The sequence below is a fragment of the Pseudomonas sp. 1912-s genome (assembly GCF_029269205.1).
GTDB lineage: Bacteria > Pseudomonadota > Gammaproteobacteria > Pseudomonadales > Pseudomonadaceae > Aquipseudomonas.
Genome location: NZ_JARIXR010000015.1, coordinates 110,999 through 122,383, shown reverse-complemented (window position 1 = coordinate 122,383; position 11,385 = coordinate 110,999). Strand labels below are relative to the sequence as shown.

The window sequence follows — 11,385 nt, the reverse complement described above, 5'->3', positions numbered from 1 at the left end:
GAGAATCCTATGAAAACACCTGAGCAGTGCACCGGACTGGAAGACGTCCGCCTGGGTATCGACACCCTGGACGAGCACATCATCCGCGCCCTCGGTCAGCGATTGGCCTATGTGAAGGCCGCGGCGCAATTCAAACCGACCGAAGCCAGCATCGCCGCCCCCGAACGGGTCGCCGCCATGCTGCCCCATCGCCGTCGCTGGGCGGAGCGCGAAGGGCTGGACCCGATGTTTGTGGTGCCGCTGTTCGCGCAGATCATCCAGTGGAATATCGACCAGCAAGTGCGCCATTGGCGCCAGCAGCATCAAGGAGCCGAGCATGAGTGAGCGTCTGCCGGGATTGCTTCAGGCGCTGACCCAGGGCGAAACCCTGGCGCGCGATAAGGGCGCCGCGGTGCTGGTGGTCTTCAGCCTGGCCTGGGAGCGCCTGGACCCGCTGCGGCTGTTCGCCGCCAACCGCCAGGTGCTCGGGCAGAGCCTGTTCTGGTCCAGCGACCGGGGCGCCATGGGCGTGGCCGGGTTTGGCTGCACCGAAGAAATCAGCCCCGGGGTGGATGATCGATTCAACGCGAGCGCCCTGGCGTGGCAAGCGCTGCTGAGCCAGGCCCACCGGGTGGGGCCGCGCCAACCGTTGCTGTGCGGCGGTTTTGCCTTCGACCCGCAGGGGCCGCGTTCGCTCAAATGGCAGTCGTTTGCCGCAACGTCCCTGGTGCTGCCACGCATCCTGCTGCTGCGCGAGGCCGAGCAACACCATGTGATCTTCAGTCAATGGCTGGAGCCGGGGGCCGACGCCGAGCGTTGCGCCCGGAGCCTGGAAGCCCAGTGGGCCCTGCTGTTGTCGCGCTACGCCAGTGCACCCCGCCAGGAGATTCCCCTCGGCATCCCCAATGACGAAAACGTCATCAGTGCCCGGCAGTGGCAGGACAGCGTGGCGATGGCCGTGCAGCGCATCAACGCCGGTGACCTGCGCAAGGTGGTGCTGGCCCGCGAAGTACGGCTGTGTACCGAGCGCACCATTCCCTGCGGCCCGCTGCTGGAAAACCTCAAGGCGGCCTATCCCCAGGCCTACCTCTTTGCGTTCAGCCGGGGTGACAGCTGCTTTCTGGGCGCCACCCCCGAGCGGCTGGTGCGCGTGGCCCGTGGCACACTGAACACGGTGGCCCTGGCGGGCACCTGTCCCCGTGGTCGCCATGAGCAACAGGACGCCGAGCTGGGCCAGGTCCTGATGGACAGCCCCAAGGACCGCCACGAACACGCCCTGGTGGTGCAAACCCTGCGCGACGCCTTGCAGCCGTATTGCGCGATGCTCGACATTGCCAGCCAACCGCAGTTGCACCGGCTGGCTAACGTGCAGCACTTGTTGACGCCGGTGATGGGCCGCTTGCATCCCCACGTGCAACTGCTGCAACTGGTTCAGGCGCTGCATCCGACGCCGGCGGTGGGCGGCCTGCCACGCCGTGAGGCAATGGCGTATATCCGCGAACACGAGCAACTCGATCGGGGCTGGTACGCCGCGCCGGTGGGCTGGATGAATGCGGAGGGGGACGGTGAATTCGCCGTGGCATTGCGTTCGGCGCTGATCCGTGGCTGTGAGGCGCACTTGTTCGCCGGCTGCGGCATTGTCGCCGAGTCGGACCCGCAGAGTGAGTACGAGGAAACCTGCCTGAAACTGCGGACCATCCGCGATGCCTTGCGGCCCTCGGGAGTGGCACAGGTGGCATCAGCCTGAAGAAGCTTCTCGCCCGGCAGGCCGGGCGAGAGTATGACGGGTGTTGATCAGTTCAGGCCAAGCTTGCCACGCAGCGTGGACAGGTCTTCTGCCAGGGTGTTAACCGGGCCAACCAGGGCTTTACGGTCGGCTTCCTTGACCTTGTCGTAGGTCTCAAAACCGCCATCCTTGGTTTTGTACTTGGCCAGGATCTTGTCCACGGTGGCGAAGTTTTTGTCGACTTTGGCAACGAACGCCTTGTCTTGCTTCTCGATCTGCGGACGGAACAGGTCGACGATTTTCTTCGCGCCGTCGATGTTGCCCTGGAAGTCATACAGGTCGGTGTGGCTGTAACGGTCTTCCTCACCGGAGATTTTGGTCGCGGCGACTTCTTCAAGCAGGGCAGCAGCACCGCCTACGACTTTTTCCGGCGGGAAGGTCAGGCCGTCCACGCGGGTTTTCAGGTCTTGTACGTCGCTGTTGAGCTTGTCAGCCAGGGCGTCCAGGCCTTTGGTGGTGTTCTCGGAGAACAGGGTGTACTCGATGCGGTGGAAGCCGGTGAAGTCTTCGGCTTTCACGCCTTTTTCGTGGTCGTCTACGCGTGAGTCGATGGAGGCGTCGAGGTCGCTGAACAGCTCGGCGATCGGCTCGATGGACTCATAGTGAACGCGGGTTGGCGCGTACAGCTTCTTGGCCGTCGCCAGGTCGCCTTTTTTCACCGCATCGGTGAACGCCTGGGTCTGGGTGACCAGCTCACCGATTTCTTCGGTGACGTAGATTTTGTAGTCCGACACCGGCCCTACCAGATCCAGTGGCGCGGTGGCGGCAAAGGCGGCCAGCGGCGAAAGGCTCATTAACAACGACAATGCGAGAGACGACTTCTTCATGGGACGATTTCCGCTCTGGGGTTTGTTTTAGGTATTGGCAGTGGTTTGTGGATGTGTCGCATCAAGCAGCGTGCGCCCGATGAAATCCTGGGGCCCGGTGACGCCTGGCAAGGTGAAGAAATAACCGCCGCCGACCGGCTTCAGGTATTCCTCCAGGGGCTCGCCGTTGAGCCGGGTTTGTACGCTGATAAAGCCTTTCTCCAGGTCAGCCTGGTAGCAGATGAACAGCAGCCCCATGTCCAGCTGACCGTTTTTATTGACGCCGTTGGAGTAGTTGAACGGCCGGCGCAGGATCAGGTTGGCCTGGGTCTGCGGGGTACGCGGGTTGGCCAGGCGGATGTGCGCATCGAGCTTGGTCAACTTGCCTTCCGGGTCCTTGCTGTAGTCCGGGACCTGGGTTTCTTTCTGGCCGTCCATGGGCGCGCCACTGGTCTTGATCCGGCCAATGATGCTTTCTTGCTCTTGCAGGGGCGTGCGGTCCCAGCGTTCGACGAAGTTGCGGATGATCCGCACCGCCTGGTAGCTGCCATTGGCGGCCCAGGCCGGTTCGTCACTGCCGGGTTGAACCCACACAATCTGGTCCATTGCCTTGTTGTCGTTGGAGTTCGGGTTGGCCGAACCGTCGCGAAAACCGAGGAAGTTGCGCGCACTTTGTGCCGGCTCACCCGGGCGGGCAGGGGCCTGGGGCGGCACGCTGCCTTCCTGTTTCCAGCGCACCAGCAACAGGTCCGGCATGTTCTTCACGATGTCGCGCAGGGCGTGGATGTTGGTGTCCGGGGTGTTGGAGCTGAACTGCAGGCTCAGGTCGCCGTGGCACTGCGCCGGTTCCAGCGCATCGTTGGGGAAACCGACCATGCGGATCAGGCGCTTGGGCTTGACGGCGGCCAGGCCGAAACGCTCGTCGAACAGCGACTCGCCGACCGAGACGGTGATGGTCAGGTTATCCGGCGTCACCACCGGGCCGAGGATGCCGGAATCGGTAGGCGGCAGTTTCGGGTCGACTTGCACCACGGTGCCGCCGGTCATCAGGAACGCGATGCGCTCGTTGAGGGTGCGGAACAGCCGCTCCAGGTCTTCGCGGTCGCTGGCCAGTACGTCAAACGACACCAGCATGCCGCAGGCCGGGCGCGGGGTGACGATGCCGGTCTGGTGCTTGCCATGGAAATCGTGGTGGTCCTGGGTCTTTTCACTGCTTGGCGCGGTGGTCACTTGCGCAGCCGCGTTGGCGGCCATCGCCGGGCAGCTCAGGCTGCTGCCGGCAATGGCGGCGCCGGTGGCAGCCATGCCCAGCAATACACGACGACGCTGGGCGGAAAATTGTTCTGAATCACTCATGTCTACGGTCGTCTTCACTTCAGGCCGGAAAGGCCAAGGGCGGGGTCGATTCCATCGAGTGCAACGGCCAGAGCCTTGGCCTTGTCGGCGATCTGCTTGCGCTGATCGGCGGTAACGCTGTCATACGTGGCGTAGCGGCCATCGACTTTCAAGCCGTTGAGCTGGGCGTCGAGGGCGGTGATCGCACTGTCGATGCCTGGCAGCAATGGCTCGGCCGATTTGGTCAACAGTGGGCGCATCAGGTCGACCACCTTGCGGGCGGCGTCCAGGTTGGCGGCGAACCCGTTCAGGTCGATATGGCTGTAGCGTTCTTCCTCGCCACTGGCGGCGCGGACGTCAGCCAGGCTGTTGAGGTTGCGCACCACAATGCTCACCAGTTGTTCCGGCGGCAGCGACTGGGCCAGCAATTGTTGCTTGAGGCTGGTGACGTCGGTGACCAGGCGCTGGGCGACCGGGGTCAGGCCGTCGAGGTTGCGCTGCTGGAACAGGCCGTATTCAAGGCGGTGGAAGCCGCTGAAGGCCGGGTCCTGCTCGCGTTTTTCAAAGTAGTCGGCGCGGGCGTTGATCGCGTTGTCCAGTTCCGCCAGGCGTTGCGAGGCCGGGGCCAGGCGCTGGTAAGCCTCGCGGGCCGGCACGTAGAGTGCCTGGGCCTGGGTAAGGTCGCCGGCTTCGATGGCTTGTTCAAGCGCGGTAACGGCCTTGACCAGGGCGCTGCCCTGGCTGCTCAGGTACACGCGGAATTCCGACAGCGGGCCGATAAACGCCACCATCGACGGTTTGGCCTTGGCTTGGGCATCGGACTCGGCTGTTGGCGTGACCTTCAAGGTGCCGCGCGGGTTGCTCAACAGGCCGCAGGTGATCTGGTAGTCACCGGGCAGCAGGTTGGCGTTGATCACCTGGCTCAGGCCCGGGGCAATGTTTTCGCGTTCTTCGACCACCAGCACGCCGTCAAGGATTTCCCACTCCACGGCACGGTCCGAGCGGTTGATGATGCGGAAACTGGCGTGGCCGGCCGGCACCGTCAGCGCGTTCGGCTCGCAGCTGTGGGCGTGGATGGTCACGGCAATTTCATTGTGGTTGGCCTGGTGCTTGGAGGCTGCCAGTTGCGAGGCGTAGTAGAACAGGCCACCGGCGGCGATCATCACGACCACCGAGCCGCCCACCGCCCAGCGCAAGGCGCGGGAGGGCGGAGCCGGTTGAGGGGTTTGGTTGGACAAGAGGCGGTCCTTACTGGCTGGAAACGGAAGAGGTTGTACGGGTGGCCGGCTTGCTCGGCGGCGCCGGCAAGAAGAACATCACCAGGGCCACCACCAGGTAAATCAGGTAGGCCCCGAGGGTGCTGACGGTCGGGGCGTCCTGGTAACCGAACATGCCGGCCAGCACCGAGCCCAGCGGGCCATCCATCGGCAGCGTCGCGCTGAAATCGAACAGGACGGTTTGCAGGTGGTTCCACACCCCGGCTTCGTGCAGGGCTTGTACCGAGTTGGCCAGGATGCCGGCGGCCACCACCAGGATGAACAGGCCGGTCCAGCGGAAGAACGCACCGAGGTTCAGGCGCATGCTGCCGGTGTAGATCAGGAAGCCGACGATGATCGCCAGGATCAGGCCGAGCAGGGCGCCAATCGGCGCGCCCGGGCCTTCGCTCTGCTGGAACACGGCCAGCAGGAAGAACACGGTTTCCAGGCCTTCGCGGGCCACGGCAAAAAACACCATGGCGATCAGCGCGGTAACCTGGTGTTTGGACCCGGCCAGGGCGTGATCGAGGGATTCATGCAGGGAATGCTTGATGGAGCGCGCCACCTTGCGCATCCAGAACACCATGGAACTGAGAATGCCCACGGCCACCAGGCCGACGATGCCTTCAAACAGTTCCTGTTGTTTTTGCGGGAATTCGGCACTGACCAGCTCCAGGCCACCGCCCACCAGCAGCGCCAGCGCGGCTGCCAGAAAAACGCCGATCCACACTGCTGGCATGTACTGGCCACGGCCGGTCTGCTTGAGATAACTGGCAATAATGCCAACGATCAAGGCCGCTTCTATGCCTTCACGCAGCATGATTAAAAATGGAACAAGCATTCGGCACCGAATCATCATTAGATAGGATGCTAAGTTGTAACATAATGATACTCATTACTAAACAGTAAATATTGACCTTTACTGAACCTTGACTGAACGGTGGTGGCAAACCGCAACCGCCACTAGAATGCGCGGCATCGTTCCAGCCACCGGATTGCGCCTTACCCCATGTCGGAAAAAGACACGATCTCCATCCATCTGGTGCGCGAAGCCCTGTTGCAGAGCTGCGCGCCGGGTGCGGCGACCCACGAAGTGCTGACCAAGGTCGGGATTGATCCGGCGCTGCTGGAACAGCCAGCCGCACGCGTCCCGGCGACGGCTTACGCGCGTCTGTGGCGCCTGCTGGCACGGCGCATGGACGATGAATTTTTCGGCATGGACCCGCGCAAGCTCAAATCCGGCAGCCTGGAATTCCTTTGTCGCGCCTCGATGGCGCAACCGACCCTGGCCGCAGCGCTGGAAACCGGCCTGGGCTTTCTGTCGCTTATGTTCGAGCGCATGCCTGCACAACTGGTACACCAGCAGAGCCTGGCAGAAATCGTATTGTGGGAGCCGGAGCCGGAACCCAAGCGGGCCTTCACCTATTTCGCCTACTGGATGATCGTCCATGGCGTTGCCTGCTGGCTGGCGGGGCGGCGCATCCCGATCCTGGCGATTGAATTGCGCTGCCCGCAACCGGACTTTTGCGACGACTACCAGGTGATGTTCTCCGACAACCTGCGTTTCGACCGGCCCCGCACCCGGATGATTTTCTCCGCCGACTGCCTCGACCTGCCGATCAAGCGCAGCCCGGAAGAGCTCAAGCGCTTCCTGGCCCATGCCCCGGCCAATATCCTGGTCAAATACCGCGACCCCGACAGCCTCGCCACCCGCATCAAGACCGACCTGCGGCAAATGCCCGCTGACACCTGGCCGGAAACCGAAGGGCTGGCGGCGTCCCTGTGCATCTCGGCGTCGACCCTGCGCCGGCGCCTGGCGGAAGAAGGGCAGACCTACCAGGGCCTCAAGGACAGCGTGCGCAAGGAACTGGCGATTGTGTGGCTGGCCGATGCCGACATCAGCTTTTCCGAAATCGCCACCCGTCTGGGGTTTGCCGACGCCAGCTCGTTCTACAAGGCGTTTCGCAAGTGGTCGGGCTCAAACCCGGGGCACTATCGCAGCCTGATATTGAACGAAGCGATGAGCCAATAGGTCACTGCCAGGCTGGACTGCTTATCCACGGCTTTGATGATCTGGGTCACTTTCCTGTGCCGCAATGCGTGTGATATTCGGCGCCACCACTCCATCGTTTGTTTCCTGACGCAGCCTGATCGGCATTTGTCGCGATCAACGTCTACGCCATTTCCCTCATTCAAGAGCAGGATTTCATGGCACTTCACAGAACCGTAGAGACCCAGGACCAAGCCATCGAAGACGTCTATTCGAGTGGCTCTGCCCAGCACAAGCTCCCCAAGTACCGCCTCCCGGACCACTCGACCACACCCTCGGCCGCCTACAACCTGGTGCGTGACGAACTGCTGCTGGACGGTAACTCCCGGCAAAACCTGGCGACCTTCTGCACCACCTGGGTCGAGCCCGAAGTACAGCAGTTGATGGCCGATGCCCTCGACAAAAACATGATCGACAAGGATGAATACCCGCAAACGGCCGAAATCGAAAACCGTTGCGTGCACATCATTGCCGACCTGTGGCACGCACCGAAGTCGTGGCAAACCGTCGGCTGCTCCACCACCGGCTCCAGCGAAGCGGCGATGCTCGGAGGTCTGGCCCTTAAATGGAGCTGGAAGAAGCGCCGCGAAGCCGCAGGCTTGCCCACCGACAAACCGAACTTCGTGTGCGGGCCGGTACAGATTTGCTGGAAGAAATTCGCCCGCTATTTCGACGTGGAGATTCGCGAAGTGCCATTGCGCGGCGACGCCCTGGGCCTGCGCCCGGCCGACCTGCGGGAATATTGCGACGAAAACACCATCGGCGTGGTGGCGACCTTGGGCGTGACTTTTACCGGGATCTACGAACCGGTCGCCGCCCTGGCGGCCGAGCTGGACTCGATGCAACGTGATCTCGGCCTGGATATCCCGATCCATGTCGACGCAGCCAGCGGCGGGTTTATCGCCCCGTTTATCCAGCAGGAATTGCAATGGGACTTCATGATCGAGCGTGTCAAATCGATCAACGCCTCGGGCCACAAGTACGGCCTGGCACCGCTGGGTGTGGGCTGGGTGATCTGGCGCTCCACCGAAGACCTGCCGGAAGAGCTGATCTTCTACGTCGATTACCTGGGCGGCAACATGGCCACCTTTGCCCTCAACTTCAGCCGGCCGGGCGGTGAAATCATCGCCCAGTACTACAACTTCCTGCGGCTGGGGCGCGATGGCTACACGCGGATTCAACAAGCGTGCTCGGATACGGCGCAATGGCTGGCGTCGGAAATTACCAAATTCGCCCCGCTGGAACTGGTGTACGACGGCAAGGACGGGCTGCCGGCGGTTTGCTACAAGCTCAAGGAAGGCGTTGATCACGGTTTCAGCCTCTATGACCTGTCGGAGCGCGTGCGCATGCGCGGCTGGCAGATTGCGTCTTACCCGTTGCCGTCCGATCGCCAGAACATCGTGGTGCAGCGCATCCTGGTACGGCATGGGGTGAGCCGTGACCTTGTAGCGCTGTTGCTGGAAGACTTGCGCAAGGCAGTTGCCTACCTGCAGAAAAACCCCGTGGAGCATTCCGACGCGGGCCCAAGCTTCAGCCATGGCGCCATTGCCGACCCGGTCGTGCCGGCCGACACCCCGAACCTCGACTGAACGCACTGAACACTCACCGGGCCTCGAAGCCCGGTGCCTTTAGCGTTGCATCGCCAGGTACGCATCATCGTGATTGCCTTCTTCAGTTTCCTGCACGACAACCCTTACATCCTGCTGTTCCTGGTGGTCGGCCTGTCCGTCTGGGTCGGGCGCGGTACCATCAAGGGCTATGGCCTGGGCGCGGTGGCCGGGGCCATCGTGATCGGCTGCGCGATTGCGACCTGGGCGTCGTACTACGGCGTGCATTTCGAACTCGATAACTTCACCAAGAGCCTGTTTTATTACCTGTTCATGTACGGCGTCGGCCTGCGTGTGGGGCCTTCGTTCATCAACAGCCTCAAGGGCGATGGCCTGAAGTTCACCTTCCTGGCGATTCTGTCCTCGTTCCTCGGGCTCGGCATCGTGGTGCTTGGCGTGCGCCTGTTATCGCTGCCGGTAGGCGCGGCGGGCGGGATTCTTGCCGGTTCGCAAACCATGTCGGCGGCCATTGGCTCCGCCGAACAGGCGATTACCTCGGGCGTGGTGCCACTGCCGCCTGGCACCACGGCGGCAGCGGCCACGGCGATGATCGCGCTGTCCTACGGCATCACTTATATCTGGGGCACGGTCGGCATCATCCTGATCTGCAAATACCTGCCGCGCTGGTGGGGTGTGGATGCGCGCAAGGCGGCCAAGCAATATGAAGTCGAGCACGGCGTGCCGAACGTCGATGATGCGGGGCTCAGCGGTTATCGACCGTTTGACCTGCGGGCTTATCGGCTGGTGAATCCGGAGCTGGTGGGGCAGAGCATCGCGCAGTTTCGCGAGCGGTTTGCGCTGTACCAGATCGAGAACGTCGAGCGCGGTGACCAGTTGCTGGGGGCCGATCCGACATTGGTGTTGCAACTGGGCGACGTGATTGCGCTGGGTGGGAGCCTGGACGCACTGACCGATCACATGGGCCTGATCGGTCCGGAAGTGCCGGATGCCCGGGCGCTGAATATACCGCTGGATGAAGCGGTGATTCTGGTGACCCACAAGGATGCCGTGGGCAAGGCACTCAAGGAATTCAGCCAGTCGCCGATTGCCGGGCAGGTGCAGTTGGTGGGGATTGAGCGGGGTGGGGCGCCGATTCCCGTGGGGTTGGAAACCCGTCTGCAACGCCTGGATGTGATGCACCTGATTGGCCTGCGCAGTGCTATCGACAAGGCCACGGCGTTGTTGGGCAAGGCGGGGCGGCAGAGTACCGCGACTGATTTGCTCACGTTGTCCCTGGGCATGGTGCTGGGCTTGCTGATCGGGCTGATTCAAGTGCCGGCGTTCGGTGCGGCGGTTGGGCTGGGGAATGCCGGTGGGTTGCTGGTGTCGGGGATTATTGTTTCGTCGCTGGTATCCCGGGTGCGGTTTTTTGGTAATACGCCGAACGCGGCACGCAACATCCTCGAAGACATGGGGCTGATTTTCTTTGTTGCGATTGTGGGGGTGAATGCGGGGGCGAATCTGGTTTCGCAGATCAGCGCGATTATTGCGTTGAAGATCTTTTTGCTGGGGTTTGTGGCGTGCACGATTCCGCCGTTTATTGTTTGGGCGGTGGGGTTTCATCTGTTCAAGATCAACCCGGCGATTCTCATGGGCGGTGTCGCAGGGGCGCGCAGCCACTCGGGGCCGGCGCGTGAGGCGGCCAAGGAAATCGACAGTACTGTGCCGTGGATTGGGTTTCCTGTGGCGTATGCGGTGTCGGGGATTTTGCTCACTGTGTTTGGGTATTTTGCCATGGTGCTTGCGCGGTAGCGGTTTGAGGGGGCATATCCATTATTTAGGTAACGGCTACCTATGGTTTCGCTCTTACAGCGAGTCACTTTGCAAAAGCGGCAAAGTAACCAAAACGCTCTGCCCCGCCTGTCGGCACCTCGCTAGGGCTCGGTGTTCCCTCACTCCGGCGATGCTCCGCGGGCCGCCGCGATGGGCCATCCTTGGCCCAGCGCGGCTAAACCGGCGTCCTGCCGGTTTACCCGCTCCGCACCGCCTGCGTTCGGCCTCGGGCTGAATGGGGCAGTCAGATCAAGATCAAGATCAACAGCACGGCGGCCTGAAAGCCGACCTGAGTGTTAAAAACAAGATCCAGAGCGAAAGCAGAGCTGCTTTTCTGTAGGAGCTGGCTTGCCGGCGATGCGGACAACTCGGTACATCAGACACACCGAGGTGATGCCATCGCCGGCAAGCCAGCTCCTACAGGGGGCGTGCCCGCTTTAGATGTTGATGTTGCCTTTGCTTCACCACACTCAAGCCGGCCTGTAGGCCGCTGTGCTCTTGATCTGCTTTTGATCTTGATCTTAGGCGCCCCGTTAAACCACGATGGCCGCAAGTAGGCACGGTGGAGCGGGTAAATCGGCAAGGATGCCGATTTAGCCGCGACGGGCCAGGGACGGGCCGTCGCGGCGGCCCGCGGAGCCGTGCCGGAGTGCGGGCATGCCGAGCCTAGGCGAGGCACCGAGTGGTGGGGCAAGAGCGTTTTGCTTACTTTTGCGCTTTTCAAAAGTGAGCCGCTGTAAGAGCGGAACCCATAGCGGCCCTGACCGAAATAACGGATATGTACACACCACAA

9 protein-coding genes are annotated in these 11,385 nt (G+C 62.3%); 5 read left to right on the top strand and 4 right to left on the bottom strand.

The window, feature by feature from the left end; translation table 11 throughout:
• Window positions 1-9: 9 nt before the first annotated feature.
• Window positions 10-324, top strand: a complete 315-nt coding sequence (locus P3C29_RS19465; RefSeq protein ID WP_010169498.1) for an isochorismate lyase — start codon at window positions 10-12, stop codon at window positions 322-324.
• A complete protein-coding gene (locus tag P3C29_RS19460) occupies window positions 317-1,726 on the top strand; it encodes an isochorismate synthase (protein ID WP_201123900.1) in 1,410 nt (469 codons plus the stop codon). Before P3C29_RS19465 ends, P3C29_RS19460 begins: the two co-directional genes overlap by 8 nt.
• Before the next feature lie 47 nt (window positions 1,727-1,773).
• On the opposite strand, the gene efeO (P3C29_RS19455) is transcribed toward P3C29_RS19460, so the two are convergent.
• The 4 genes from efeO (P3C29_RS19455) to efeU are packed head-to-tail and all read right to left on the bottom strand — an operon-like array spanning window position 1,774 to window position 6,003.
• Complete coding sequence (efeO, locus tag P3C29_RS19455; protein WP_029615831.1) at window positions 1,774-2,592, bottom strand: iron uptake system protein EfeO; 819 nt, start codon at window positions 2,590-2,592, stop codon at window positions 1,774-1,776.
• Between the two features lie 27 nt (window positions 2,593-2,619).
• A complete protein-coding gene (gene efeB, locus P3C29_RS19450) occupies window positions 2,620-3,927 on the bottom strand; it encodes an iron uptake transporter deferrochelatase/peroxidase subunit (RefSeq protein ID WP_010169495.1) in 1,308 nt (435 codons plus the stop codon).
• A gap of 14 nt (window positions 3,928-3,941) precedes the next feature.
• A complete protein-coding gene (gene efeO, locus P3C29_RS19445) occupies window positions 3,942-5,144 on the bottom strand; it encodes an iron uptake system protein EfeO (protein WP_275965232.1) in 1,203 nt (400 codons plus the stop codon).
• 10 nt (window positions 5,145-5,154) lie between these two features.
• Entirely contained in the window at window positions 5,155-6,003 is an 849-nt protein-coding gene (gene efeU / locus P3C29_RS19440; protein ID WP_026078249.1) for an iron uptake transporter permease EfeU, read from the bottom strand.
• Between the two features lie 168 nt (window positions 6,004-6,171).
• Between efeU and P3C29_RS19435 the strand changes: the two genes are divergently transcribed.
• From P3C29_RS19435 to P3C29_RS19425, 3 genes are all read left to right on the top strand, one after another.
• A complete protein-coding gene (locus P3C29_RS19435) occupies window positions 6,172-7,194 on the top strand; it encodes an AraC family transcriptional regulator (protein ID WP_275965230.1) in 1,023 nt (340 codons plus the stop codon).
• Between the two features lie 176 nt (window positions 7,195-7,370).
• Entirely contained in the window at window positions 7,371-8,801 is a 1,431-nt protein-coding gene (locus P3C29_RS19430; RefSeq protein WP_275965229.1) for a glutamate decarboxylase, read from the top strand.
• Window positions 8,802-8,834: 33 nt separating this feature from the next.
• Window positions 8,835-10,571, top strand: coding sequence for a TrkA C-terminal domain-containing protein (locus P3C29_RS19425; protein WP_275965228.1), 1,737 nt, complete (start codon window positions 8,835-8,837; stop codon window positions 10,569-10,571).
• Window positions 10,572-11,385: the final 814 nt, after the last annotated feature.

Bases quoted from the DNA above. Each gene is read 5' to 3' on its own strand.
- P3C29_RS19435 (WP_275965230.1), top strand. From the start codon at position 6,172: ATGTCGGAAAAAGACACGATCTCCATCCATCTGGTGCGCGAAGCCCTG.
- efeB (WP_010169495.1), bottom strand. From the start codon at position 3,927: ATGAGTGATTCAGAACAATTTTCCGCCCAGCGTCGTCGTGTATTGCTG.
- P3C29_RS19460 (WP_201123900.1), top strand. From the start codon at position 317: ATGAGTGAGCGTCTGCCGGGATTGCTTCAGGCGCTGACCCAGGGCGAA.
- P3C29_RS19430 (WP_275965229.1), top strand. From the start codon at position 7,371: ATGGCACTTCACAGAACCGTAGAGACCCAGGACCAAGCCATCGAAGAC.
- efeU (WP_026078249.1), bottom strand. From the start codon at position 6,003: ATGCTTGTTCCATTTTTAATCATGCTGCGTGAAGGCATAGAAGCGGCC.
- efeO (WP_029615831.1), bottom strand. From the start codon at position 2,592: ATGAAGAAGTCGTCTCTCGCATTGTCGTTGTTAATGAGCCTTTCGCCG.
- P3C29_RS19465 (WP_010169498.1), top strand. From the start codon at position 10: ATGAAAACACCTGAGCAGTGCACCGGACTGGAAGACGTCCGCCTGGGT.